The following is a 25,738-nucleotide window of genomic DNA, read 5'->3' on the forward strand; positions in this document are numbered from 1 at the left end:
ATTTTTAATTTAGTTTAAATCGTAATCCTGCATAATAGCTACTTCCAAAAATTGGACCATAAACAAATGTGGTATCAAAATTAGCCCCAAATGGATTTTCACTGCTTACAATAGGATTGTCTTGTTTTACATTTGTAATATTTTCACCTCCTAAATATACTTCAAATTTATTAGAAAATACTTTTGTAACCTGTGCATTAAGAGTAGCTACACTAGGTGAATACGCTGGTAATTTATATTCTGAAGGACTTTCAGCAGTAGAAGAAAAACGCTGTTCTCCAAGCCAATTATAGGTCGCGTCAAATTTCCAATGCGCATTGTTTGTTTTCCGATATGTTTCGTAAGAAATATTTCCAAAAATACGATGGCTTGGTGTTAAAGGCTTTTTCAACATGCCAGAATTATAGGCTGTTTTAATTTCATAATACTTATATGCCGAACGGAAATCCAATCCTTTTGCCAATACAATATTGAATTCAGCCTGAAAACTGTTCGCATAACTGGAACCCTTCAGATTGTAAAAACTAACTTCTTGAGAATTTTCCCAATCAACAACTACTTGATTCTGAAAGTCGGTTCTGTAAAAATCGAATGTGATGTCTGCCTTTTTTCCGAAGAGATCAAAACCCTGTAAATACGAAACACCATAATTCCAAGCAACCTCCGGATCTAAACCATAGACACTTCCACCTTCATTTACTATACGAATAGCTCTACCGGTTGAAAACAAACTCTGATTCTCGGTGAAAATATTTGCGCTACGCTTTCCTCGCCCAACAGAACCTCTAAAAACACCCTTTTCCCATGCCGTATAACGCGCATGCAATCGGGGAGTAACAAACGCTCCTAACAAATTATGATTATCGACACGAAGTCCTGCCGAGACATTTAAGTTGCTTAAATTATCATACTTATATTCAAAAAAAGCACCCACCGAATTTTCAACACGATCGTAATTGGTTGTTTCTACCAACTCCTTATAACTATCATAAGTCGCACTTAAACCAGTTTTAAATTTATGCCTCGAATCGCCAATGATAGAACTGTAAATTCCATTTGCATACAAACTGTTGTGTTCAATGTTGTACTCTCGCAATCCAAAGTACGACTCCTGATTGTGGTTGCTAAACGCTACTTGCGCCCCAATATTTTCATACGGAATATTAGGATTTACATACCCTAACTTTGCCGAAACATCGAAACGTTGGGTATTGATTTCACCTCCCCAAGCATTGGTTGTAAGCTTATCAGTGTCTGGATTAAAATCTATTTGCCCTGTTTGTTTTTCATCATTCAGAAATCTAAAATTTATAAAACTTACAAATCCCTTTTCAGGATCGGTGTATTGCCAGCGATTCATCACATTTACTTGTTTTGCCAAAGGCATATCTAAAAACGAATCATCGTTTTTATCAAACTTGGTATCACGAATATTTCCATGTACGTAAAGCCCTGTACTCCACTTTTCGCTTACATTGGTATTGACATGTGTGTTTAGCTCAAACCTTCCGTTAGCCGCACCATACAAATTGACAAACAATTTTGAATCTGTTGTTGGTTTTTGTAACTCAGCATTTATTTGTCCAGCGATACTTTCAAACCCATTAACCACGCTTCCTGCTCCTTTGGTAATTTGAATGCTTTCTACCCAAGTTCCCGGAATAAAACTCAAACCATAGGCTTGTGAAGCGCCCCGTATAGAAGGAATATTTTCAGTGGTGATTAAAATGTACGGACTGGTAAGTCCAAGCATTTTAATTTGTCGTGTTCCTGAAATCGCATCGGCAAAATTCACGTCAATCGACGGATTGGTTTCAAAGCTTTCAGAAAGGTTGCAACACGCCGCTTTAAGTAATTCGGCACTGCTAATATTGATTACATTTTCTGAAGCTAAAAAAGAGCGAGAAGATGCTTTTTTACGAGTGGTTACAACCACCTCATCCAAATTTCCTTTAGGCAGTAGTAAATGACGGATCTCTTTCGAATTAGTAACTGAAATAGTATCCGTTTTATATCCAACGTAGCTTATCACCAGTTCTTTGTATTCCTCTTGATACGGAATTGTAAATTGTCCGTCCAAATCGGTAACCGTCCCTACAGACGTATTTAGCCAAAATACATTGGCTCCCGACAATCCAATCTCTACACCTTTGTTATTGGCTTCCACCACCATTCCCTCAATTTGCTCTTGGGCAAATAGAAAACAAGGGAGAAAAAATACTATATATAAAATTTTATGTGTCATAATTATAATGTTGTGTTTTTTAATCGTAATGCGTTTGCTATTACTGATACTGAACTGAAACTCATTGCCAAAGCAGCAATCATTGGAGATAGTAAAATTCCGAAGAATGGATACAAAACCCCCGCAGCAATCGGAATTCCAATCGTGTTATAAATAAGTGCGAAAAACAGATTTTGTTTAATATTCTTCATCACGTTAGCACTCAAATTATACGCTTTCAAAATGCCTTGCAAATCACCATTTACCAATGTAATAGTTGCACTTTCCATGGCAACATCTGTTCCTGTTCCCATAGCAACTCCCACCTCACTTTTAGCCAAAGCAGGAGCGTCGTTAATACCATCACCAGCCATGGCTACTTTATGTCCTTCACTTTGCAAACGCTCTACTTCATGAAGCTTATCTTGAGGTAACATTTCTGCTTTAAAATGTTTTAGGTTTAATTGAGACGCAACCGAAGCAGCAGTTTCTCGATTATCTCCCGTAAGCATGATAACATCTATTCCTTTATCTTGCAGTTCATTAATCGCTTTTCTACTGGTTTCTTTAATTTTATCTCCAATAACGACATACCCCACCACCACGTTATCGATTGCAAGCATTGGCACTGTTTTACCTTGTTTTTGAGACGCTACAATTTCTTTTTCTATTGTTTCTGAAAGTGTTGCGTTTGAAGCTTGCATCATGTTCATATTTCCTAGATGAATTGTCTTCTCTTCCACAATACCTGAAACACCTTTTCCTGTTTCTGAAGAAAAATCGGTTACTTTAAGAACAGCTATATTTTGTTCTTTTCCATATTTCATCATTGCTTCAGCTAAAGGATGCTCGCTTAATTGATTTACCGAAATTAAATACTGAAGCACTTCACTTTCAGAATAAGAACCTTGTAAAAACCCTACTTTTTCAACAGAAGGTTTTCCTTCAGTAATAGTCCCTGTTTTATCAATAATAAGGGTATCGATGGTGTTCATCTTCTCTAAAACCTCCGCATTTTTTATCAAAATTCCAGATTGTGCTCCTTTACCTATCCCAACCATAACTGACATTGGCGTTGCTAATCCCAAAGCACAAGGACAGGCAATTATCAAAACCGCAATTGCATTCACCAACGCAAATACGTAAGCTGGATCTGGACCAAAAACGGCCCAAAGAATAAAGGTAATGATCGAAACAAGTACTACAATCGGAACAAAATAGCTTGATATTTTATCGGCTAGGTTTTGTATCGGCGCTCTACTTCTACTAGCTGTATTCACCATTTCAATGATTTGCGACAGCAACGTATCGGCACCCACTTTTTCAGCTTTTACTACAAAAGATTGTTTTCCATTAATAGTTCCAGCTCTCACCTTATCTCCTTCTTCCTTTTGAACAGGAATGGGCTCTCCACTAATCATAGACTCATCAACTGAGCTGCTTCCTTCTGTAATAACTCCATCTACAGGAATCTTATCACCTGGTTTCACGCGCAATAAATCTCCAAGCACTATTTTCTCAATCGAAACAACCTCTTCCGTTCCATCTACAATTCGAACTGCTTTATTAGGTGCTAGTTGTAACAACGATTTTAAAGCCGTATTGGTCTGACTATGGGCTCTTGCCTCTAACAACTGCCCTAGCAACACCAAAGTCAAAATAACTGTGGCGGCTTCATAGTACACGTGAACACTACCCGTATCTCCTCTAAATTGTTCTGGAAAAAAATCTGGAAAAAGCATTCCGAAAACACTAAACAACCAAGCAACTCCCGCTCCTATTCCAACAAGGGTAAACATGTTGAGATTCCATGTTTTAATGGAACGATAGGCTCGTTCAAAAAACATCCAAGTTGCGTAAAATACTACTGGAATTGACAATCCAAATTGAATCCAATTCCAATAAATAGGATTCAAAATCGTGTACAACGGATTGTTTGGAAGCATTTCAGACATTGCTATCAGAAAAATAGGAAGGGTAAAACCAACCGCTATCCAAAACTTCTTTAATAATTGTTTGTATTTTTTTTCTTCGGAAGAAACATTGGCTTTTACAGCAACCAAATCCATACCACAAACAGGACAAGATCCCGGCTCCTCACTATGAATTTCTGGGTGCATCGGACAAGTATACCCTTCGGCAGTTTGCTGTGTAAGACGAACCTCTTCTACGAGATCCATCCCACAAACAGGACAATCGCCAGGCTTGTTATACGTAGTATCCCCTTCGCAATGCATGGGGCAATAAAATGTTCCTGTTCCTTTCCCCTTTGGGGTTCGAAGAGACGAATCGGGCATTGCATTAGGGACAGTTCCCAGCATGTGAATGGAATATCTTCCTCCATCCTTTTGCAAAGCTTCTTGGAATGCTTCCATAGAAATATGCTGTTCCATTTCAATAACAGCTTCCTGTTTTTCTAAATCAACAGCAGCAGAAACGCCATTCACCTTGCTGAGAGTTTGCTCAACATGCGATCGACAGCCATTACAGGTCATTCCCGTAATTTTATATGTGTGTTTCATTATTCTTTTTTGATTTTAATGCGTACTCAGTTCTTGTTATTCAAAAAAATGTGAATAACAAAATAGGTCCTTAAAGGACGAAATAGCATAAAATCAAATTAGAAAAGTCTCGTAAAGAACAGAGATGTCTTTATAAAGTGGAGGTGGTCTATAGGTATCAACAAAAGGCTGAGAAGCCTCATAAGTTACGAACGAAGGAATAACAAATACAGAAACAAAACTTGCAACAAACACTTTGTTAAAAGAAATATCAAGACTTGCTTTTGCAAAATTAGAATCGGTAGTTACTTTGGTATATTCATTTTCGCAACACTGTTTTTTCGTTATGGAAGGAGGCTCGCAAACAGATCCATCCATCATTCCACACGAAAGGTATTGTTCTCCAAAAGTAAGTTGCGCCATCATTTCATTTTCGCCACAAAAGTGCTGCGCATAGGCAATTCCGCTACTACTTACAAGTAGCAACAGTGACAACAGTATGGAAATGATTTTTTTCACAATTGTAAAACTACTAAAAAAGAAGGCTACAGATTCAATAGCCTTCTTAATTATTTATTAAAAAGTTATTTAATTTCGTCTGCTACACGTCCGCATTTTAGCATTTTATCTCCAAAATAAGGGTTCTGAATATCTTTAGAAGTACTTAACCAATACGCTCCAGTATTCCCAAAAGCCATCGGACAATACTGTTTGTAGACAGTACCAGAGGTTAACGCTCCCTCCAACATTTTTTCAACAGAAGCCGTAATTGTCACAAACTCTTTTCGCTGTGCTTCAACATCGCTAGAAACTACTAACGCTTCAACTGAGTCTAGTGTTGTTTGATCTGCTTGTGCCTCTTTTAATTTTTGTAGTAATACCATCCCTGCTGCAGAAGCAATCGTGCTATTTGTATTAACCAATGCTGTTTTAAGTTTAATATAAGCATCAAAAACACCAGCAGTGGTAGCTTCTTTAAAAGCTGCATCTGTTTTTGCAGAAGTGTACACTTCCGTTTTTGGAGTTACAGTAACTACTTCTGGAGTGTCGCTTTTTTTATTCTCATTACAAGAAACAAAGGCAAAACAAAGGGCAAAAATAAAGGCAAGATTTCGTGTTTTCATAGTTCTTTTTCTAGACGACAAAGATATTAAAATTTTGAACTACTTTTTCTTCTGAAAATAAAAAGCTGGAATTAAAATAAGTAAGAAAATTGGCTGAATTAAAAATCGACGTACGTAAAACAGCGTCATGTGTTGTCCTGCTTCAGAAGTATCTAAAAGTACTGTTAACGCTACCATTAATACTACAAAAAACAACAAATAGAAAATAGCAGACAACTTCAGAATTTCGGTACTTTCAAAAATAAACCATAGAATCCCCAATGAAATTAAAGTATTTAACACAAAACGAAAACCAACGTGAAGCAGTAATTTTACGGTTTCAAAATTAGGAAGTACGTCATTGGGTGCCGATTTGAAAAACACTATTAAAGGATCGTAAAAAAGTGAACTTTCAAAAAAACGAATGACCACTAACAAAGCCCCTAAAAAGGCGATTCCTGCTATTTTAAGAACCTTAGTCATTTTCAGCTTCCGTTATAGGGTCTAACTTCTTTATCCAAAGCATCCATAGTAAAAAAACCATTCCGTAGATAATTCCTGGAAACACAACCCCGTGTAATAATTTTTCATATTCAGGATACGCATGAAGTGCCACCACCAAAATAACAATCCGAACAATATTGACGGCGTAAATTAAAACAGAACCTGCCAAAAGGAATAAAATTGTTTTCTTAAATCGCTGTGCAAAGGCAACGACAAAAGCAATAAACAACACAATAATACTTAACGAATTGCAGCCTTCTACAATACTAGCCATGTATTCATTATTTAAATACAAAACCATCTGCGGCTTGCTGTCATGCGGATAAATAGCCGCTGGGTATCCAAATCCAGAAAGAATGGCGGTACTTTGCTTTGCCACCAAATGAGTTACAAAATCTGGATAGTACACGCTTCCTTCCGAAGCCTTTAAATACAGCGCATACCCAACGCTTAAAAGCAGATACGTTCCCAAAAAAAGGAATACAAAACGGACAACCGACTTATATTTTACAAATAACGCTTTCACTCTTATTTTATCATTTTTAACAAAAATACAGTATTTAGTGTTGGTGTATCTAGCGGTTTTGAAATACTTTTGCCAAAAATAAATACACTATGTCTTTTGATTCCCTTCGCGATAAAGTAACTACCCTACTTGCACATCCTTCTACTACTGCTGAACAAAAAATGACGGCGGTTTGTGAGCTGCTTCAAACATCTATGGATCATTACGACTGGGTTGGTTTTTATTTTGCAAATCACGAAGCACAAACATTACATCTAAAAGCCTACGCCGGCGAAGAAACCGACCATACGGTAATCCCTTTTGGTAAAGGAATTTGCGGACAAGTAGCCGTTTCGAATGCTAATTTTGTGGTGCCAGATGTCAAGGCACAAGACAATTATATTGCATGTAGCATTACGGTAAAAGCAGAAATTGTGGTTCCGTTATTTAAAAACGGAAAGAATATTGGTCAGATTGATATCGACTCAAACACTCCAGACCCTTTTACTTCGGAAGACGAGCGCTTTTTAGAATGGGTGAACGAAGAAGTGGCTAAAATTCTTTAATTCTGAAAGGTACGTAGCTAGGTTTACATTCCCGTTCTAATGGCTTCTACAGGGTCTAATTTAGACGCTGAAATCGCAGGAAGTATTCCTGAAATAAGTCCGATTGCTGCGGAAACTAATGTACCTATCAACAAGTTTAAAGGAGACAACACAAATTCGAAATCGCCCGTAAACTGTGATGCGAGCAGGGACACAATGAAGACTAAAAAGAGTCCGATTAATCCTCCAATGATTGAAAGAATCATCGCTTCAAACAGAAACTGAAACAAAATAAACTTGTTTTTAGCCCCTAGTGATTTCTGAATTCCAATTAAATTGGTGCGTTCTTTTACACTTACGAACATAATATTGGCAATTCCGAAACCTCCTACCAGTAAGGAGAACCCACTAATAATTAACCCCATTACATTGAGGTTTCCTGTAATATTATCAATCAGGTCAGTAAATCCTTTTAGTTCATTCACAAAAAAGTTGTCAATCTCATCGGGTTTCAATCCGCGCGCCATTCGCAATTTTTGCTTCAGAAGGGCTACAAATTCGGCTTGATCTGCGTTCTTTTCAGGTTTAATCATGATAAAAGGAAACAACGATCGGTTGTTACTTCCAAAAATTCGTCGAATGGAATTTACAGGTAAATAAGCTGCGGTATCTCTAGAACCTCCAAATAACCCAGATCCTTCTTTTTTAAGCACTCCAATGATGACATAGTTTTTTCCGTAGAGCCTTGCCTTTTTACCAATGGCAGCTTCTGCAGAATCAAACAAAATATTTGCTATTTCATCTCCAATTACGGCAACCGATACCCCGCTAGCAGATTCCGCTTCATTAAAAAATCGTCCGTGTGCAATTTGCAAAGCTTCAATATCATAATACTCATGGGTAATCGCTCCAATTTCAACGCTACTCACCGTTCGTTCTTCAAATTTCATCGTGGCGCGCGGAACATTTAGCGTATACGAAGCTGCAAACAAATCTGGAACTGCTCGCTTTAAATATTGATATTCGTCATAAGTGACATCGGGAAATTGTTCTGCTTTCCATCTCGGAACATCTGTAGGACCAAAAGAAAAGCGTCCTAAATAGATGGTACTATTATCCAAAGAGCTAATACTACCTTCAATTTCTTTCTTCAACGAATCTACCGCTGCTAAAACTGCTATTATCGAAAAAATACCAATGGTAACACCTAAAAGCGACAGGAAAGTTCGCAATTTATTGTTTCTCAGGGCATTAATAGCGAAATTAAAGCTTTCTTTTAAAACACGAAAGTAGATTAGCATTGGCTAAATTTTTTGATTTTTTCTTCTGAATAAAGATAAGACGATTTCTCATCACTTATGTTACAAATTTCTTAGGTAATTATGTACTTTTGCACCTTAATTTTCCAACCCATGAGCGACACAAAAAAAGTAACATCTGCATTACTATCCGTATTTCATAAAGAAGGGCTTGCCCCAATTGTTAAAAAACTAAACGAACTTGGTGTTACCTTGTACTCTACTGGAGGCACTCAGAAATTTATTAATGACCTTGGCATTGATGTAATTCCTGTGGAAGAAGTTACCGATTACCCTTCTATTTTAGGAGGTCGTGTAAAAACATTACACCCGAAAGTATTTGGCGGAATTTTAAACAGACAAGACAACGAAGGTGATGTAAAAGAAATGGAACAATACAATATTCCGCAATTGGACATTGTAATTGTTGATTTATATCCTTTTGAAAAAACAGTTGCTTCTGGCGCTCCAGAGCAAGATATTATTGAAAAAATTGACATCGGCGGAATTTCATTAATTCGCGCTGCTGCCAAAAATTTTAAAGACACCCTTTGTGTTTCTTCTATGGAAGATTACGCAGAGGTTTTAGAACTTCTTTCAGAAAACGACGGAAACATTTCGTTAGCAGACAGAAAACGATTTGCGGCAAAATCATTTAATGTTTCTTCAAATTACGATACTGCTATCTTTAACTATTTTAATAGCGACAACAGTATTCCTGCCTTAAAAATTAGTGAAACCAATGGAAAAGTACTTCGTTACGGAGAAAACCCACACCAAAAAGGATTTTTCTTTGGCGATTTTGACGCAATGTTTGAAACACTTCACGGAAAAGAAGTAAGTTACAACAACTTGCTAGATGTGGATGCCGCTGTGAATTTAATGGGTGAATTTACTGGTGAAGCGCCAACGTTTGCCATCTTAAAGCACAACAACGCTTGCGGATTGGCACAAAGGGACACCTTGAAACAAGCCTATTTAGATGCATTGGCTGGAGATCCAACCTCTGCATTTGGTGGTGTTTTAATATCGAATACGGAAATAGACGTAGCTACTGCTGAAGAAATTCACAAGTTATTCTGTGAGGTAGTAATTGCCCCTTCTTTTTCAGAAAAAGCTTTGGAAATTTTAAAAGGAAAAAAGAACCGAATTTTATTAGTTCAGAAAGATGCTGTGTTACCAAAAACAACGGTTAGAACCTGTTTAAATGGTACACTTGTTCAAGATAAAGACGGAATTACAGATAGCGCTGATAAATTAACACACGCTACAAACAATAAACCAACCGCATCGGAGTTAGAAGATTTGATATTTGCTTCTAAAATTTGCAAACACACAAAATCGAATACCATTGTTTTAGCAAAAGGAAAACAATTATGTGCTAGCGGAACAGGTCAAACCTCAAGAGTTGATGCCTTACGCCAAGCAATAGACAAAGCAATTGGCTTTAATTTTGACCTAAAAGGATCGGTATTAGCAAGCGATGCTTTTTTCCCGTTTCCAGATTGTGTTGAAATTGCAGACAATGCCGGAATTACTGCTGTTATTCAACCAGGAGGTTCCATAAAAGACGAGTTAAGTATCAATTATTGTAACGAGCATGATTTGGCGATGGTATTTACAGGTACACGCCATTTTAAGCACTAAAATTTTATTACATTTGTGTTGAGTTGAAACTCAGTACGTTTAATTTCAATACCGCCAATATAGCTTATGGGATTTTTTGACTTCTTAACAGAAGAAATTGCTATCGATTTAGGGACAGCCAATACCCTAATTATCCACAACGATAAAGTTGTTGTAGATGCTCCATCTATTGTGGCACGTGATCGTTCTACTGGTAAAATTATTGCTGTAGGAAGAGAAGCAGCAATGATGCAAGGTAAAACACACGAAAACATAAAAACCATTAGACCACTTAAAGACGGAGTAATTGCCGATTTTGATGCAAGTGAAAAGATGATTAACATGTTTATTAGCGACATCCCAGCTTTAAAAAAGAAATGGATCAAACCATCTTTACGAATGGTGGTATGTATTCCAAGTGGTATTACAGAAGTGGAAATGCGTGCGGTAAAAGAAAGTTGTGAACGTGTAAACGGTAAAGAAGTTTTCTTAATTCACGAACCTATGGCAGCTGCTATTGGTATTGGTGTAGACATCATGCAACCGAAAGGAAACATGGTTGTAGACATAGGAGGAGGTACTACCGAAATTGCTGTCATCGCATTAGGTGGAATTGTTTGCGACAAATCTGTTAAGGTTGCCGGAGACGTTTTTACCAACGACATTGTATATTACATGCGTACACAACACAACTTATATGTTGGAGAGCGTACTGCTGAAAAAATAAAAATTCAAATTGGTGCTGCTACTGAAGACTTAGAGCTTCCACCAGACGAAATGGACGTTCAAGGACGTGATTTGCTTACAGGAAAACCAAAGCAAGTTCAAACATCCTATCGTGAAATTGCAAAAGCATTAGACAAATCTATTCTTCGAATTGAAGATGCTGTAATGGAAACCTTATCACAAACTCCACCAGAGTTAGCTGCCGATATTTACAATACAGGTATTTATCTTGCCGGTGGTGGATCTATGTTACGAGGTCTTGACAAACGTTTGTCTCAAAAAACAGACCTTCCAGTGTATATCGCAGAAGATCCTTTAAGAGCCGTAGTACGCGGTACAGGTATTTGCCTTAAAAACTTAGCCAAATACAAAAGCGTATTGATAAAATAAAGGACTAACACATCATGCAACAGATTCTATTTTTCTTTATACGGAATAAAAACTTCCTGTTGTTTGCTGTTTTATTCTTGTTTTCCTTTGTACTCACGGTACAATCACATTCGTTTCACAGTACAAAGTTTATGAGTTCTGCCAATTTTTTAAGTGGCGGAATCTTCACATTTAAAACGAATATCAACACCTATTTTGGCTTAGAAGAAGAAAATAAAAAACTCATTCAGGAAAATGTTTTTCTTCGGAAAGAGCTAGAAGCATATAAAATGGATGCTGCCGGAAAAGCACCAGATACCTCAACATTACATTCAAAGTATCGATTTATTGACGCACAGGTGATCAATAATTCGTATTCAAAAACAAAAAACATTCTTACCATTCAAAAAGGAGCTAGCGACAGTGTTTCTATAGATATGGGGGTAATTACATCCAACGGAATTGTGGGAATTGTAAATAATGTTTCTAAAAACTACGCAACCGTACAGTCTATTTTAAACACCAACAGTCAAATAAATGCGCGTGTTAAAAATTCGAATCACTTCGGAAGCTTAACTTGGGATACTAAAAAACCAAACGTAGCACAACTAAACGATATAAACCGATTGGCTTCCGTAAAAGTAGGAGACACTATTATAACCGACGGAAAATCAACAATTTTTCCTGAAGGTCTATTTATAGGAACCATTAAAGCTTTCGAATTAGGAGAAAACGACAACTACAATTTAGACGTTCAATTGTTCACCGATATGACCAACTTGAAACACGTTTATGTCATTGAAAACAAAGACGCTGAAGAAATTCAGTCACTAGAAAAAGAAAGCGAAGATGAACAATAGCGAGATTATTTCTAATGTTTTTCGGTTTATCATATTGGTGTTGTTACAAGTTCTAATACTAAACAACATCAACTTTCTAGGATATATTAACCCCTATTTATACATCTTGTTTATCATTGTTTTCCCGTTGAACGGAAACAAATCCCTATTAATCATTTTAAGTTTTTTATTAGGTCTCAGCATTGACCTTTTTGGAAACTCAGGAGGGATACATGCAGCCGCTTGTTTGGTAATTGCATACCTACGCCCTTTATTTTTAAAATTCTCTTTTGGAGTGAGTTACGAATACAATATGGTGAAAGTAAACAAGGCACCCCTCACGGAGCGCATCACATATATCACGCTTATGGTGCTCCTTCATCATTTGATTTTATTTAGCTTAGAAATTTTTAGCTTTTCTCACATACTCTTACTACTTAAATCTACGTTATTCTCAAGTATATTCAGTATTGTGTTAGTATTTTGCACCTTACTTTTATTTAGTCGAAAATCTTAATGCGGAAACTTTTATTACTATCCATTGTACTTATTACTGGACTGGTATTTACTGGACGTTTATTCTACCTTCAAGTGTACAATACATCGTTTCAGCAATTATCAGAAAACAATGCTATTAAGGTAATTTACGATTATCCGCAGCGGGGGTATATTTTTGACCGCAACGGAAAGTTACTCGTTGCCAACCAACCTTCATACGATGTTATGGTAATTCCGAGGGAAGTAAAACCCTTAGACACTTTAGAATTTTGCAACTTATTAAAAATCACAAAAAAAGACTTCAAAGAAATTCTGGCAAAAGCACGTGTGTACTCACCACGATTACCTTCCGTAGTAATACCACAACTTACCAAAGGTGAATACGCCTATCTTTCAGAAAAAATGTATAAGTATGAAGGATTTTATATTCAGAAAAGATCTTTACGCGATTATGAAGTCACACATTCAGCAAATGTATTAGGCTACATTGCTGAAGTAAACCCATATATCATCAAACAAAACCCAGATTATCAAATGGGAGAGTTGATTGGACGTCAAGGTGTAGAACAACAATACGAAGAAGTACTGAGAGGGGTAAAAGGGGTAAAATACATTCAGAAAGACAGGTTTAATCGTGACATTGGTCCTTTTAAAGAAGGTATTTTTGATACTCTTCCAGAACGAGGAAAAGATATTTCGCTAACTATTGACGAAGTGCTTCAGCAATATGGCGAAGAGCTGTTTGTAAATAAACGGGGAGGTGTTGTTGCAATTGAGCCCTCTTCAGGAGAAATTTTAGCCTTGGTAACGGCTCCCTATTACGACCCAAGTTTATTAGTAGGAAGAGAACGTTCTAAAAACTACACAAAACTCTATTACGATAGCATTGCAAAACCCTTATACGATCGTGTATTGCAAGGAGAATACCCGCCAGGTTCTCCGTTTAAAACATTAACCGCCTTAATTGGCTTGCAAGAAGGGATTATAGACACTAAAGAAACTGTTGCTTGTCATGGAGGCTATACCTACGGAAGGGGACGAAAACTAGGATGTCACCATCATAAAAGTCCGTTAAGCATGGTGGGAGGTATTGCAAATTCCTGTAATGCTTATTTCTGTACTGCCTATAGGCGCTCTATTGAAAAATACCCAACCCCTCAAGAAGGAATGACGCAATGGCAAAGACATTTGGAGAGTTTCGGATTAGGGAACTACCTCGGAACCGATCTTCCTAGTGGACGCCCAGGGAAAATTCCGAGTGCGGCATTATACAATAAAGTTTATAAGTATCCAGAGTATAAATGGTATGCAACAGCAACTATTTCGAATGCTATTGGACAAGGAGAAGTATTATTAACGCCTATTCAGATGGCGAATTTTACTGCTGCTATTGCAAACAAAGGGTGGTACTACAAACCGCACATTATTAAAAACATTCACGATGTAGATACAATTCCGTCGGTATATACAGAAAAAATTCAAACAACAATTGATTCTGAACACTTTGCACCAATCATTGAAGGAATGCACGATGCTTACAATTATGGTACAGCTTCCTTTTTGAAAATTCCTGACATCGAAATCTGTGGTAAAACTGGGACTGCCGAAAACTACACAAAGATTGATGGCAAGCGAACGCAACTTACCGATCATTCTGTATTTATTGCTTTTGCTCCTAAAGATGACCCAAAAATTGCCATTGCGGTTTTTGTTGAAAATGGATATTGGGGTTCCCGTTGGGCAGGACGAATTGCAAGTTTAATGATAGAAAAATACATTAAAGGTAAAATTACACGTACCGATTTAGAAAAATACGTGTTAAACGGAAGTCTTGAAGCCGAATATGCGAAACCATATAGCGGCGAACCTTTTAAAATTAATCAATAATGGCAGTAGGAACAAGCAAAGTTCGGTTTGATTGGCTTACCATATTTTTTTATGCTGCCTTAGTAGGAATAGGTTGGGTAAACATCTATTCTGCTTCTTTAAGCGATGCTTCTGCTGGGTATTTTGATTTAACACAGATTTATGGAAGGCAGCTTTTATTCATTATCTTAAGCGTTGTTTTAATTATTTTTATTCTCGCCGTCGATGCAAAATTCTACGAACGATTTTCCAGTATTATTTACATTGTCTCAGTAGCCTCCTTAATTGGTTTATTCATTTTCGGAAAAAATATTAATGGAGCTACCTCTTGGTATTCTTTTGGTAATTTCGGAATACAACCCAGTGAGTTTGCCAAAGCTGCTACCGCCCTTGCACTCTCTAAGTATGTTAGCGACATACAAACAAACATGCAAGAGATAAAACACCAGCTAAGAGCATTTATTATCATTGCCTTACCTGCTTTAATTATAATACCGCAACCCGATCCTGGAAGCGCTTTAATTTACGCTGCATTTGTTTTCCCGCTATATAGAGAAGGCTTGCACTTTGTGTACTTACTACTTGGCTTTTTTGCCGCCGCACTGTTTGTAAGCACCCTTGCCATTGGAGTTCCTTGGGTGATTGCAGGTGTACTTTTAATTACGGGTTTCACCTATTTTAAAAACAGAAAAAGAAGACCTCGAGTGATCAACTATGCGGCGATTGCTTTGGCGTGTATTGCTTTTGCATTTTCAGTGAATTATATCTTCAACAATGTATTTGAACAACGCCATAGAGACCGTTTTAATATTGTTTTAGGGAAAGAAATAGATACCAAAGGAATTGGCTACAATACGAATCAAAGTGAAATTGCCATTGGAAATGGTGGATGGTTTGGAAAAGGCTGGACCCAAGGCACGCAAACCAAAGGAAACTTTGTGCCAGAACAACACACAGATTATATTTTTAGCACCGTAGGAGAAGAGTGGGGCTTTGTAGGGAGTGTACTGGTTATCGCTCTTTTTATAGCGCTTATCACACGGATTCTCTTTTTAGCCGAACGCCAAAAAAATCAATTTAGTCGTGTGTATGGTTACAGCGTCGCCGCGATTCTATTTTTTCATTTTTTCGTAAATATCGGGATGGTTACAGGACTCTTTCCAACAGTCGGAATCCCACTGCCTTTCTTTAGTTATGGAGGCTCTGGACTCTGGGGCTTTACTATTTTAGTCTTTATTTTTGTGCGTTTGGACGCTTCTAATTTTGTGCATTCTTAGCGTTTTCCCCAAGCTTTTAGATTCACTTCCGATTCTAATTTTGTTTCTACGGCTTCGGAAAGATTCGTAAAGAAGTCAATGCCCGTTTTTGATTCGATTTCATCGATAGATACAACATAATCGTAAAAAGAATTGCTCGTTGGTTTGTTCGGAATTAAAAACGCAACCGCTTTATAGTTTCCATTGGAAGCATCCAACACAATTTTATAAAACTCTTCTGGGACGGAAACACGTTCGTCTCCAATTGTTTCTAAACCTGATTTTAAAACACCTCCAGTTACAACATAAACGTCATTGTATTTGTCGGCCCAAAATCGGACCTTCTGCTCTAAGTAGTTCCAAACACCTGCATTAAACTCGTGGTTTTGCGGACTAATATTACTCGTTAAAAAGGTTTCGTGATATGCTTCTTCATTAAAACGTCTGTCGCCTGCAGGACATAAATGTCCGCGATCGTAACCTGATTTTTTATAATTACGCCAATCGGCTGATTTAGTTTTTACACTTCGATCTTCCACAAAATACGGACGCTTGACATCATTTTTAGACAACTGATTTTTATTCAGAGCATACGCCACCCACTCCGCTTGCTCGTGAGCTTCAGCATAGGATAATGCATAAAAAGAATGTTTTACAACCGCCCCCGTTGTAGAAGTAGGAAGAAAACGATCGTCAAATTCCGAAGTAGAAAAATCGCCCGTTATACTTTCGGTATCAGGATAGGCTTCATTCTGGGTGTCTACGTACTTTTCAGCATAATACAAACCAGCAGTCACTAAAATAATAAGTAAGGGATATAAAACTTTTCGATTCATTTGTGTAAAATTAATTCCGAACGTCTAGCGCATCCCGCAAGGCGTTACCAATAAGCATAAAAGCCGTAACCAGACTCATAATAGCCAATCCAGGAATAATGGCGAGGTACGGTTTTCCCAAAATAATATAAGCGTAATGATCTTTTATAATTCCGCCCAAACTCGGCACTGGAGGTTGTGCACCAATTCCTAAAAAGCTCAATCCGCTTTCAATCAATATTGCGCCTGCAAAGTTCGCCGCTGAAATAATAATTACAGGCGCCATTGCGTTGGGCAAAATATGTTTGGTGATAATTCTAAAGTCGGTGTATCCTAAAGCGCGCGCCGCAGTTACATATTGCATCTGCTTTACCCCCATTACTTGCCCTCTAACCACACGTGCCACTTCTACCCACATGGTGAGTCCGACCGCTATAAAAACTTGCCAAAATCCCTTCCCTAGGGCTAATGTAATTGCGATAACCAATAACAATGTTGGGATAGACCATGTCACATTAATCACCCACATAATGGCGGCATCGATTTTACCTCCAAAATAACCTGCAATTGCGCCCAATGAAATTCCGATCAGCAATGAAATAAACACTGCTACAAAGCCAATGGCTAATGAAATCCGAATTCCGATAAGCATTCTACTTAGTAAATCGCGTCCGTATTTATCGGTACCTAATAAAAATTTCTTTTCTGAAATGTAGCGCTTCGGAATGTCTTGTAATGAAGTCCCTTCGGGGAAAACAGAAACATCAAATTCTTTTTCTAAGCCATCAGTTCCATCTGAAGTATACTCGGTAATCTGAAGCTTTCCATTGTTCAGACTATATGAATTAATTGGAATTTCGGTTGCGGCACTTTTCTTTCCGAAGAAAAAAGAATTGAAACTATTTTCTTGTTTAAATTCAGAAGGAATGGTTAGCATCTTAGTTGTAAACCCAGGCGCTTTAGAATGAATCGCCAAATGCATCTGATTGGCATTTTGAGAAGCATCGGGGGCCAAAGAATAGGCAAAAATTGCAACAAGCACACACACCACTAAAAAAGCAAAACTAAAAACGCCCCAAAAGTTTTTTTTAAACTTCTGGAGCGCAATTTTTGTTAATGAGGTGGATGTTTTCACCTTGTAAAAATACTTAAATCTTTTATTAAAAGCCGAACAATATCCGAGCTTCGTAGAAAAGCATTTTTTATGTCAATTAGTGTCTAATATCGGCTACTTTTCCCGCCTTAATATTATTGATTTTTAAGTCTTGAAGAACATTTACAGCTTCTTCAACATAAATATCTTTACTCAAATTTTTGTGCCATCTTTTGCGTTTTTCGCGCAAGGTAGTGTCTTGTTTCATGAGTGCAATTTCAGCAGGAAGCGATCGGTAACTCAACTGGTTGTCGTAAGTATCTATCGCGTCAAACTTCTTCGTTTCCATTTTGCGTTTTTCAATTTCGGCAGTATACTCATCAAAATTAAGGGTTACCTCCATTTCGTCTCTACGCTTTTTTACCCATCGAGCATTTTCATCAATCAATTTTAATTGCTCGCTTTGTGCCATACGCGCTTTACTTTTATCAATCGTTTCTTGAAAGTCTACATACCCATCCCAAATGGTATAGTCTGCAGCATCAATTTTATCGTATGGTAATGGGTTGTCGTAATCTCTTTCTCCAACATCTATGTAGCTGTAACGATCTGGCATCACCACATCACTCTTTACACCTTCCAATTGCGTAGAACCTCCATTTACACGGTAAAACTTCTGAGTGGTTAATTTTAACGCCCCCATATCTCCGAGGTCATTTTGACGCAACCATTGGTTTAAATCGACTAAATTTTGAACGGTTCCTTTTCCGTAGCTCTGCGCACTACCAATAATAATAGCACGTTTGTAATCTTGCATCGCAGCTGCTAAAATTTCGGAAGCAGAAGCAGACAATTCGTTCACTAGAATTACTAACGGACCGTCCCAAACGATTTCATCATTTTTATCTTCTAACACTTCTTTGTTTTTCCCACTAGAAGCTACTTGAACTACTGGACCTTCTTTTATAAATAATCCTGCGATATCTACTGCTGTTCGTAAAGACCCTCCTCCATTATCACGAAGATCTAATACCAATCCTTCCATTCCTTCATCTTTTAGACGAATGATTTCCTTTTTGATATCGGTGGCAGCATTTCGTTCTTTATAATTTTCCATATCGAAATAGAATGCCGGAAGGTTAATTAAACCAAATGTCTTATCCTCTTTTTCAATCACTGTCGATTTTGCCCAAGTTTCTTCCAACTCAACCACATCTCTTGTAATTGTAATATCTTCCATAGAACCATCAACACGCTTAATAGTTAAGGTAACCTGTGTTCCTTTTGGACCTTTAATTAGTTTTACAGCATCGTCTATACGCATTCCAACAATACTAACAGCATCTTGCTCGCCCGCTTGTCTCACTTTCATAATAACATCACCTACTTCAATTTCTTCACCTCTCCAAGCAGGACCTCCGCTTATTACTTCCACCACATTGATGTAATCATTTTTTTTCTGAAGTCTCGCTCCAATACCTTCAAGCTTCCCTGACATTTGTAAATCGAAACGATCTCTATCGGGTGGCGCGAAATAATTGGTGTGTGGGTCAAATTCTTCTACAATTGTATTTAAGAAAATAGCAAAATAGTCTTTACGTTCTAAATCGTTTGTAAAGTCGAAGTATTCTCCCAATGATGTTTTTGAAGAGTTTCTCGCTTTTTCTTCTAGCTCTTTATTTGTTTTACGAACATAATCTGGTTTCGCTTTAAAATTAGCGTCTTCCTCTTCCACCAAATCGTAATACGACGAAATGGTAGAAAATTTAAGTTGTTGTCTCCAACGTGCTTTAACTTCCTCTTTTGAAGTTGCATATTTTAAATGTTCGTAATCTACATTAATGATTTCTTTTGCTGAAAAATCGAAAGGAGTCCCTAAAATTTCAGGGTAAATAGCTTCAATTTCATCCATACGTTCGTTAAATCTCGTATATACTAAATTGAAAAATGTAAGTTCTTTGTTTTTTATCTGATCATCGATTTCTGTTTTGTACGCACTAAACTCTTCGATATCGGAAGCTAAAAAGTAACGTTTTAATGGATCTAATCCATTGATAAAATCGGTGTAAACACCTTCAGAAAAAGTGTCGTCTATATCCTGTGCGTCATAATGCCCTTTTTGTAATACATAGGTAATTAAATCGAGGAGGAGCTTATCTTTATCGGGGTCGTTAAATTCTTTGGTTGTAAAGCTACAAGAAGCCGCAGCTACAAAAACAGCCAAAAATAAAATTTTAAAATTCTTTTTCATTATTCGCATAAAAATCATCTTACTTTATTACTAGTCCTCTAAAGTATATAAAAAACCGTGCCATGGATTTTTTCTGGTACTAATTTTTTGTTAAACAAAGAGGAGCCTCAAAATACTACAAATCGTTTAAACAAAACGAACAACCGAGGAATAAATTTTTTAAAACTTAAAAAAAATCAATTTACGCAGTGCAAAAATCACAGCTATAAAACCAAAGATTCCAGCTTGCTAATTTTACTTTATTAGTTGTATTTTTGCTTCTTGAAAACACACCCTATGTCTAAGAAAAAACCGCTTATTTTAGTAACAAATGATGATGGAATTACCGCTCCTGGTATTCGAGCCCTTATTGAAGTAATGAACTCGATTGGTGATGTTTATGTGGTTGCGCCTGATGCACCACAAAGCGGAATGGGACACGCCATTACCTTAAACGACACCTTGTACTGCGATAGCATTACTGTTGCTAAAAAAGAACCTCAAATAGAATATAGTTGCAGCGGGACTCCAGTTGATTGTGTGAAAATTGCTGTAAATGAAATTTTAAAACGCAAGCCAGATTTATGTGTAAGCGGAATTAATCACGGAAGCAACTCTTCTATCAATGTAATTTACAGTGGCACCATGAGTGCTGCAGTGGAAGCGGGAACGCAAGGAATTCCTTCCATTGGATTTTCATTATTAGACTACTCAATAGATGCTGACTTTGAAGCTTCAAAAAAGTTTGTGAAGAAAATTGTGAAAGAATGTCTTAAAAACAAACTTCCCAAAGGAGTTGTGCTTAACGTAAACATTCCGAAGCTTTCAGCAAAAGAAATCAAAGGAATTAAAGTTTGTAGACAAGCTGATGCACACTGGGAAGAAAAATTTGACAAACGCACCAATCCTGTTGGACGTGATTATTACTGGCTTTCGGGCGAATTTGTAAACGAAGACAAAGGACAAGACACCGACGAGTGGGCGCTGGCGAATGGCTATGTTTCTGTAGTTCCTGTTCAATTTGACTTAACAGCCCACCATGCGATTAAAGAAATTAACACCTGGGATATCTAATGAATAAAACTATAGCTAAAGAACTTTTTATCGGATTGCTTATCGGTATTGTATCAAACCTTGCTGGAAGTTATTTGTATTTATTTTTCTTATCGAATGTTAAGGAATTAAGTATTGAAAGCACCTTTGATGTAGCACTAGAACAAGGATTGCTAGGAACTGTCATTGCACTTGGAGCTTTATTAAATTTTGTTGCCTTTTTTGTTTTTCTGAAAAAGAAGCAATACTATAGAGGACGCGGGGTTATATTTGCAACACTCATCGCAGCCATTATCATATTAATTTCAAAATTTTATTGAAACATAGCTTGTAACAAATGAAATACTACCTCATAGCTGGTGAAGCCTCTGGAGATTTACACGGCGCCAATTTAATGAAAGCCATTCAGCAACAAGATGCTGAGGCAAGCTTTCGTTTTTGGGGTGGCGATCTTATGGAAGAGGTAGCGGGAACTCCTGTAAAACACTATCGTGAGCTAGCATTTATGGGCTTTGTAGAAGTGCTTTTTAATCTGCGCACCATTTTTAAAAATATTGCACTTTGCAAAAAAGATATTGAAGCTTACAATCCAGATGTGCTCATCTTTATAGACTACCCTGGTTTTAATATGCGAATTGCAAAATGGGCGAAACAAAAAGGCTTTAGAACACATTATTATATTTCTCCACAAATCTGGGCTTGGAAAGAAGGCCGAATTAAAGACATCAAACGCGATGTAGATGAGATGTATGTAATTCTTCCTTTTGAAAAAGACTTTTACGAAAAGAAACATCAGTTTCCTGTTCATTTTGTAGGACATCCATTAATTGATGCCATTTCAGATAGAACGCAAGTTGTTCCTGAAGAATTCAAAAAAGAAAACGGTTTAGATACACGCCCTATCATTGCATTACTTCCAGGAAGTAGAAAGCAGGAAATTTCAAAAATGCTCGCTGTTATGCTTTCTGTGGTAGAACGTTTTCCCGACTATCAATTTGTTATTGCGGGGGCTCCGAGTCAAGGCGCCGAATTTTACGCTCCTTTTATAAAAAAACAAAATGTGCACTTACTACTCAACAAAACATACGATTTGCTGAGTATTTCTCATGCAGCCTTGGTTACTTCAGGAACAGCTACGCTAGAAACGGCACTATTTAAAGTCCCTCAAGTGGTTTGTTATAAAGGAAGCAGAATATCTTACGAAATTGCCAAACGCATTATAAAGTTAAAGTACATCTCTTTGGTAAATTTAATTTTGGACAAAGAAGTAGTCACTGAGCTTATTCAAACGGAATTCAATGCTAAAACGCTAACACACGAACTCACTAAAATTTTAGACGAGTACCAAAGAGCTACTTTGTTTTTAGAGTATTACGATTTGGAACAAAAACTTGGTGGACGTGGTGCTAGTAAAAAAACAGCCTCTTTAATTATTGAAGCAATAAGTGCTAATTAATTAATTTTTCATAATTTTAACGAAACCCAATTCTTTTTATGAAAAAGCTCCTCCTACTAGCTCTTTTAGCTGTCTTTTTTAGTTCCTGCGGAAGCTCCAATAGAGTTACCAAAACCAATGTAAACAAGTCTGAAAAAATCATCAATAAATCCATTAGTGGAAAGTTGGACAACATTGTAGATTATGCCAAAACATTTGAAGGCACTCGTTACAAATACGGCGGAACTACTAAAAAAGGAATGGACTGCTCTGGTTTGGTGTTTACAGCCTTTGGCAAAGAAAATATTGCCATGCCTCGTATTTCTAGAGACATGGCAAAAAAGGGACGAAAAATCAACCTATCGCAAGCAGCTGAAGGTGACTTGGTCTTTTTTCAAACCAATAAAAGCAGGCGTGTTATCAATCACGTAGGTTTGGTTGTTGAATCCAATCGTGGCGAAGTATTCTTTATCCATTCTACCACTTCAAAAGGTGTTATTATTTCCTCCTTAGAAGAACGTTATTGGAAAAGTGCTTTTGTAGAAGCACGTCGCGTCATCTAAAAATTTTGTATCTTTAAAAAGCAGCAACTTCCCTTCTACACTAGAAGGAATGAAGTTTATTAATTACACCGTTATATATTTTGCTGTATTAGTTGCTTTGGGCATTTTAACCGCTCATTTTACACCTACTTTCTTTTTCTCACTTCCTTTTCTTGCGGTACTAACAATAGCTATTATTACAAGTTGGTTTATTGCTAGAAAACAATTATTCCCTACTCTTTTCTTCGGAAGCCTTGCCTTTATAGCTTTCTTCGGAATTGGATTCGCAAATTACCAATTGCGATTACCGACCTATCAGAAACTACATTATTCGCATACTACTTCAGAAAACAAAGCTGCCGTCCTTCAGCTGAAGGTTTTGGAAGCACTGAAACCTGACAATTATTACATCAAGTTTATCGCCACCGTTCAAGCTTCAGAAGGAACGAATACAACAGGAAAAGTACTGCTCCAAATACACAAAGACAGCTTAATACCTAGCATAACAGTTGACGACATTCTCTTAGTTTCAGCTAGCCTACAAAACATTCCGAAGCCATTAAACCCACATCAATTCGAATACGCTAATTACATGAAAAATCTGGGCGTATATCATCGCGTCTTGATTTCAAATGACTACATTTTACAACACTCAAAAGGTAGCAAAACCCTGCGAGGACATGCCGAATCACTTCGGAATTACTGCTTAAAAAAACTACTACAAACCGACATCACCACGGACGAACGCGCCATTACACAAGCACTTGTTTTGGGGCAGAAAAAAGATATTTCAAAGCAATTGTATGCACAATATGCAGCTGCAGGAGCGGTACATATTCTCGCCGTATCAGGCTTGCACGTTGGAATTATCTACTTAATTTTCTCATTCTTACTACGTCCTTTAACACATCTGCCGCATGGCGAAATAGTGCACTCTGCCCTCGTAATTCTACTACTTTGGTGCTTTGCATTTATCACAGGTTTGTCGCCCTCAGTAACCCGTGCAGTCACCATGTTTTCGTTTTTTGCGTTTGCAACTGCATTACGGCGAGACACCAATTCAATAAACACCTTGTTTTTGTCTTTTTTAGTACTACTATTAATCAATCCGTTGTGGTTGTTTCAGGTGGGATTTCAAATGAGCTATATGGCAGTCGCAGCTATTTTATGGATACAACCAACATTGTATTCGTATTATCGTCCGAGGTTTTATATCGATCGATTGTTTTGGGGAATTTTCACCGTAAGTATTGCTGCACAGTTGGGGGTATTTCCGTTAAGCTTGCATTATTTTCATCAATTCCCAGGCTTGTTTTTTGTAACCAATTTAGTCGTACTCCCTTTTTTAGGACTCATCCTTTCTGCGGGGCTTCTCATTGTGATGCTAGCCGCTTTTTCTGTGCTTCCTGAAAAACTAGTCTTATTCTATAATTTTGGAATTGAATATCTGAATAATTTCATTGCTTGGGTTGCTACAAAAGATCATTTTATAATTGAAGATATATCCTTTTCAGAAGCAAAGGTACTAGCGAGTTACTTAATTATTATTTCAGTTTTCTTACTTTGGAAAAAGCTTAGTTACAGAAGAACAGTATTGGTATTATGTAGCTTCAGTCTTTTTATGGGTGTTCTCATTTGGGAATCGTACACCTCTTCAGAAACAAGATTAATTGTGTTTCATAAAAGCAGAACTTCACTTATTGGTTACAAACAGGCGCGCGCTCTAAAAATTTTCCGAAGTAATTTAGACACAGCAACTACATTTCAAAAAACCAATCCGATCAAACAATACCGAATAGGTGAAGCCATTACAGTTTTTTCCGAAGCACCACTTCAAAAAATCTTTAGATATCGCGAAAAAACAATCCTTGTATTAGATAGTTTAGGCGTGTATCCAATGATTTCTGAAGGCAGCATTGTTCTGCTCACTGAAAGTCCGAAAGTACATTTAGAACGCCTCATTGACAGCTTGAAGCCGGCGTGTATTATTGCCGATGGAAGTAATTACAGGTCGTACGTGCAACGTTGGGAAAAAACATGTGCACAAAAAAAGCTCCCTTTTTACCATACTGGCAGCAAGGGAGCCCTTATCATCGAGTAGTGAAACACTTAACTAAAAACGCTACCCTTTGAAATTACTTTTAAAGTTTTGTTGGTATTCCTGCCATGCTTCGGCAGTATTTATTTCTTTATACTCGTCGCTTGCAATCATTTTTAAATAGATTTCTAATTGCGCTGGTGTTTTATATCCTGGCACAGCTTGAATAAGTGCTCCATCATTTTCAAAAAAGACCAAACTAGGATAGCCACGTAATTTTAAAGCATCTGCAAAAAAGTGCGTTGCATTTCTTCCTTTTCTACCTTCTTGGTAGTTAGGATTGGTATAGGTAAAATCTTCGAAGGTAATTTCTTCTGTTCCTTCAGCATTAAATTTTACAGCGTAATAATTCTTATTAACATATGCTATCACATCTTTATTACTAAAAGTATTTTTATCTAGCATTTTACAAGGACCACACCACGTAGTATATACGTCCATAAAAATCTTTTTGGGTGTCGTTTTTTGTAACTCTAAAGCCTCATTCATTGTCATCCAATTAATTTTTTGAGCACTCATAGAGCCTACAATCATAATTGTAAAGACAAAAAGTAATTTTTTCATGTTCTTAATTTTTCTGTTGAGATAATATGAAACAAAAAACGTTCCAAA

General features: G+C 37.2%; 23 protein-coding genes. 12 read left to right on the forward strand and 11 right to left on the reverse strand.

Translation table 11 applies throughout. The features are described 5' to 3' along the window. Window positions 1–4: 4 nt before the first annotated feature. The 6 genes from BLQ00_RS01535 to xrtF all read right to left on the reverse strand — a co-directional run bounded on the left by BLQ00_RS01535 (window position 5) and on the right by xrtF (window position 6,858). Window positions 5–2,245, reverse strand: a complete 2,241-nt coding sequence (locus BLQ00_RS01535) for a TonB-dependent receptor (RefSeq protein ID WP_093139651.1) — start codon at window positions 2,243–2,245, stop codon at window positions 5–7. A 2-nt stretch (window positions 2,246–2,247) separates the two neighbouring features. Then, window positions 2,248–4,746 carry a heavy metal translocating P-type ATPase gene (locus BLQ00_RS01540; protein WP_093139652.1) on the reverse strand — a complete coding sequence of 833 codons (2,499 nt, stop codon included), beginning with the start codon at window positions 4,744–4,746 and terminating at the stop codon, window positions 2,248–2,250. Between the two features lie 93 nt (window positions 4,747–4,839). Next, window positions 4,840–5,244: an HYC_CC_PP family protein gene (locus tag BLQ00_RS01545; protein ID WP_139149346.1), complete on the reverse strand. Its 405-nt coding sequence runs from the start codon at window positions 5,242–5,244 to the stop codon at window positions 4,840–4,842. Between the two features lie 65 nt (window positions 5,245–5,309). Continuing rightward, window positions 5,310–5,849 carry a DUF3347 domain-containing protein gene (locus tag BLQ00_RS01550; protein ID WP_093139655.1) on the reverse strand — a complete coding sequence of 180 codons (540 nt, stop codon included), beginning with the start codon at window positions 5,847–5,849 and terminating at the stop codon, window positions 5,310–5,312. A gap of 39 nt (window positions 5,850–5,888) precedes the next feature. Continuing rightward, window positions 5,889–6,311 carry an exosortase F system-associated membrane protein gene (locus tag BLQ00_RS01555; protein WP_093139657.1) on the reverse strand — a complete coding sequence of 141 codons (423 nt, stop codon included), beginning with the start codon at window positions 6,309–6,311 and terminating at the stop codon, window positions 5,889–5,891. Beyond that, window positions 6,304–6,858 (reverse strand): exosortase family protein XrtF, encoded by a 555-nt coding sequence (gene xrtF, locus BLQ00_RS01560; RefSeq protein ID WP_093139658.1) that lies wholly within the window; start codon window positions 6,856–6,858, stop codon window positions 6,304–6,306. The genes BLQ00_RS01555 and xrtF overlap by 8 nt, the downstream gene beginning before the upstream one ends. An 89-nt stretch (window positions 6,859–6,947) precedes the next feature. On the opposite strand from xrtF, the gene BLQ00_RS01565 reads away from it, so the two are divergent. Further along, window positions 6,948–7,403 (forward strand): GAF domain-containing protein, encoded by a 456-nt coding sequence (locus BLQ00_RS01565; RefSeq protein ID WP_093139660.1) that lies wholly within the window; start codon window positions 6,948–6,950, stop codon window positions 7,401–7,403. Between the two features lie 23 nt (window positions 7,404–7,426). Here BLQ00_RS01565 and BLQ00_RS01570 read toward each other — a convergent pair whose 3' ends face one another. Beyond that, window positions 7,427–8,683 carry an ABC transporter permease gene (locus tag BLQ00_RS01570; RefSeq protein ID WP_093139661.1) on the reverse strand — a complete coding sequence of 419 codons (1,257 nt, stop codon included), beginning with the start codon at window positions 8,681–8,683 and terminating at the stop codon, window positions 7,427–7,429. Between the two features lie 111 nt (window positions 8,684–8,794). Here BLQ00_RS01570 and purH point away from each other — a divergent pair, with 111 nt between their 5' ends. The 6 genes from purH to rodA all read left to right on the forward strand — a co-directional run bounded on the left by purH (window position 8,795) and on the right by rodA (window position 15,881). Further along, window positions 8,795–10,327, forward strand: a complete 1,533-nt coding sequence (purH, locus tag BLQ00_RS01575) for a bifunctional phosphoribosylaminoimidazolecarboxamide formyltransferase/IMP cyclohydrolase (protein WP_093139663.1) — start codon at window positions 8,795–8,797, stop codon at window positions 10,325–10,327. A 66-nt stretch (window positions 10,328–10,393) separates the two neighbouring features. Further along, window positions 10,394–11,422 (forward strand): rod shape-determining protein, encoded by a 1,029-nt coding sequence (locus BLQ00_RS01580; RefSeq protein ID WP_093139664.1) that lies wholly within the window; start codon window positions 10,394–10,396, stop codon window positions 11,420–11,422. A 14-nt stretch (window positions 11,423–11,436) separates the two neighbouring features. Further along, window positions 11,437–12,261: a rod shape-determining protein MreC gene (gene mreC, locus BLQ00_RS01585; RefSeq protein ID WP_093139666.1), complete on the forward strand. Its 825-nt coding sequence runs from the start codon at window positions 11,437–11,439 to the stop codon at window positions 12,259–12,261. Continuing rightward, window positions 12,251–12,757 (forward strand): rod shape-determining protein MreD, encoded by a 507-nt coding sequence (gene mreD / locus BLQ00_RS01590; RefSeq protein ID WP_093139667.1) that lies wholly within the window; start codon window positions 12,251–12,253, stop codon window positions 12,755–12,757. The genes mreC and mreD overlap by 11 nt, the downstream gene beginning before the upstream one ends. Continuing rightward, entirely contained in the window at window positions 12,757–14,625 is a 1,869-nt protein-coding gene (gene mrdA / locus BLQ00_RS01595; protein ID WP_093139669.1) for a penicillin-binding protein 2, read from the forward strand. Before mreD ends, mrdA begins: the two co-directional genes overlap by 1 nt. Continuing rightward, window positions 14,625–15,881 (forward strand): rod shape-determining protein RodA, encoded by a 1,257-nt coding sequence (gene rodA, locus BLQ00_RS01600; RefSeq protein WP_093139671.1) that lies wholly within the window; start codon window positions 14,625–14,627, stop codon window positions 15,879–15,881. Before mrdA ends, rodA begins: the two co-directional genes overlap by 1 nt. On the opposite strand, the gene BLQ00_RS01605 is transcribed toward rodA, so the two are convergent. The 3 genes from BLQ00_RS01605 to BLQ00_RS01615 all read right to left on the reverse strand — a co-directional run bounded on the left by BLQ00_RS01605 (window position 15,878) and on the right by BLQ00_RS01615 (window position 20,019). Next, window positions 15,878–16,696 (reverse strand): DNA/RNA non-specific endonuclease, encoded by an 819-nt coding sequence (locus BLQ00_RS01605; protein WP_093139672.1) that lies wholly within the window; start codon window positions 16,694–16,696, stop codon window positions 15,878–15,880. The genes rodA and BLQ00_RS01605 overlap by 4 nt on opposite strands. A 10-nt stretch (window positions 16,697–16,706) precedes the next feature. After that, on the reverse strand, window positions 16,707–17,810 hold the full coding sequence (locus tag BLQ00_RS01610) for an ABC transporter permease (protein WP_093139674.1): 1,104 nt from the start codon (window positions 17,808–17,810) through the stop codon (window positions 16,707–16,709). A gap of 76 nt (window positions 17,811–17,886) precedes the next feature. Next, on the reverse strand, window positions 17,887–20,019 hold the full coding sequence (locus tag BLQ00_RS01615; protein ID WP_093141850.1) for a carboxy terminal-processing peptidase: 2,133 nt from the start codon (window positions 20,017–20,019) through the stop codon (window positions 17,887–17,889). A 276-nt stretch (window positions 20,020–20,295) separates the two neighbouring features. Here BLQ00_RS01615 and surE point away from each other — a divergent pair, with 276 nt between their 5' ends. From surE to BLQ00_RS01645, 5 genes are read left to right on the forward strand one after another with little or no spacing between them, the layout of a single operon-like run. Next, window positions 20,296–21,072 carry a 5'/3'-nucleotidase SurE gene (surE, locus tag BLQ00_RS01625; protein ID WP_093139677.1) on the forward strand — a complete coding sequence of 259 codons (777 nt, stop codon included), beginning with the start codon at window positions 20,296–20,298 and terminating at the stop codon, window positions 21,070–21,072. Then, complete coding sequence (locus BLQ00_RS01630; protein WP_093139678.1) at window positions 21,072–21,371, forward strand: hypothetical protein; 300 nt, start codon at window positions 21,072–21,074, stop codon at window positions 21,369–21,371. Before surE ends, BLQ00_RS01630 begins: the two co-directional genes overlap by 1 nt. 17 nt (window positions 21,372–21,388) lie before the next feature. Beyond that, window positions 21,389–22,507: a lipid-A-disaccharide synthase gene (lpxB, locus tag BLQ00_RS01635; RefSeq protein WP_093139680.1), complete on the forward strand. Its 1,119-nt coding sequence runs from the start codon at window positions 21,389–21,391 to the stop codon at window positions 22,505–22,507. A 38-nt stretch (window positions 22,508–22,545) separates the two neighbouring features. After that, window positions 22,546–23,049: a C40 family peptidase gene (locus tag BLQ00_RS01640; protein ID WP_093139681.1), complete on the forward strand. Its 504-nt coding sequence runs from the start codon at window positions 22,546–22,548 to the stop codon at window positions 23,047–23,049. Window positions 23,050–23,098: 49 nt separating this feature from the next. Then, window positions 23,099–25,129, forward strand: a complete 2,031-nt coding sequence (locus tag BLQ00_RS01645; RefSeq protein WP_093139683.1) for a ComEC/Rec2 family competence protein — start codon at window positions 23,099–23,101, stop codon at window positions 25,127–25,129. 21 nt (window positions 25,130–25,150) lie between these two features. Here the strand turns inward: BLQ00_RS01645 and BLQ00_RS01650 are convergent, their stop codons facing one another. After that, window positions 25,151–25,690, reverse strand: a complete 540-nt coding sequence (locus BLQ00_RS01650; protein ID WP_093139684.1) for a thioredoxin family protein — start codon at window positions 25,688–25,690, stop codon at window positions 25,151–25,153. Window positions 25,691–25,738: the final 48 nt, after the last annotated feature.

The sequence above is a fragment of the Ulvibacter litoralis genome, assembly GCF_900102055.1.
Taxonomy (GTDB): Bacteria; Bacteroidota; Bacteroidia; order Flavobacteriales; family Flavobacteriaceae; genus Ulvibacter; species Ulvibacter litoralis.

Excerpts from the sequence above, each read along its gene's own strand:
- BLQ00_RS01535 (WP_093139651.1), bottom strand. The coding sequence starts at position 2,245 with ATGACACATAAAATTTTATATATAGTATTTTTTCTCCCTTGTTTTCTA.
- BLQ00_RS01540 (WP_093139652.1), bottom strand. The coding sequence starts at position 4,746 with ATGAAACACACATATAAAATTACGGGAATGACCTGTAATGGCTGTCGA.
- BLQ00_RS01550 (WP_093139655.1), bottom strand. The coding sequence starts at position 5,849 with ATGAAAACACGAAATCTTGCCTTTATTTTTGCCCTTTGTTTTGCCTTT.
- BLQ00_RS01555 (WP_093139657.1), bottom strand. The coding sequence starts at position 6,311 with ATGACTAAGGTTCTTAAAATAGCAGGAATCGCCTTTTTAGGGGCTTTG.
- BLQ00_RS01565 (WP_093139660.1), top strand. The coding sequence starts at position 6,948 with ATGTCTTTTGATTCCCTTCGCGATAAAGTAACTACCCTACTTGCACAT.
- BLQ00_RS01570 (WP_093139661.1), bottom strand. The coding sequence starts at position 8,683 with ATGCTAATCTACTTTCGTGTTTTAAAAGAAAGCTTTAATTTCGCTATT.
- purH (WP_093139663.1), top strand. The coding sequence starts at position 8,795 with ATGAGCGACACAAAAAAAGTAACATCTGCATTACTATCCGTATTTCAT.
- BLQ00_RS01580 (WP_093139664.1), top strand. The coding sequence starts at position 10,394 with ATGGGATTTTTTGACTTCTTAACAGAAGAAATTGCTATCGATTTAGGG.
- mreC (WP_093139666.1), top strand. The coding sequence starts at position 11,437 with ATGCAACAGATTCTATTTTTCTTTATACGGAATAAAAACTTCCTGTTG.
- mreD (WP_093139667.1), top strand. The coding sequence starts at position 12,251 with ATGAACAATAGCGAGATTATTTCTAATGTTTTTCGGTTTATCATATTG.
- mrdA (WP_093139669.1), top strand. The coding sequence starts at position 12,757 with ATGCGGAAACTTTTATTACTATCCATTGTACTTATTACTGGACTGGTA.
- rodA (WP_093139671.1), top strand. The coding sequence starts at position 14,625 with ATGGCAGTAGGAACAAGCAAAGTTCGGTTTGATTGGCTTACCATATTT.
- BLQ00_RS01605 (WP_093139672.1), bottom strand. The coding sequence starts at position 16,696 with ATGAATCGAAAAGTTTTATATCCCTTACTTATTATTTTAGTGACTGCT.
- BLQ00_RS01615 (WP_093141850.1), bottom strand. The coding sequence starts at position 20,019 with ATGAAAAAGAATTTTAAAATTTTATTTTTGGCTGTTTTTGTAGCTGCG.
- surE (WP_093139677.1), top strand. The coding sequence starts at position 20,296 with ATGTCTAAGAAAAAACCGCTTATTTTAGTAACAAATGATGATGGAATT.
- BLQ00_RS01630 (WP_093139678.1), top strand. The coding sequence starts at position 21,072 with ATGAATAAAACTATAGCTAAAGAACTTTTTATCGGATTGCTTATCGGT.
- lpxB (WP_093139680.1), top strand. The coding sequence starts at position 21,389 with ATGAAATACTACCTCATAGCTGGTGAAGCCTCTGGAGATTTACACGGC.
- BLQ00_RS01640 (WP_093139681.1), top strand. The coding sequence starts at position 22,546 with ATGAAAAAGCTCCTCCTACTAGCTCTTTTAGCTGTCTTTTTTAGTTCC.
- BLQ00_RS01645 (WP_093139683.1), top strand. The coding sequence starts at position 23,099 with ATGAAGTTTATTAATTACACCGTTATATATTTTGCTGTATTAGTTGCT.
- BLQ00_RS01650 (WP_093139684.1), bottom strand. The coding sequence starts at position 25,690 with ATGAAAAAATTACTTTTTGTCTTTACAATTATGATTGTAGGCTCTATG.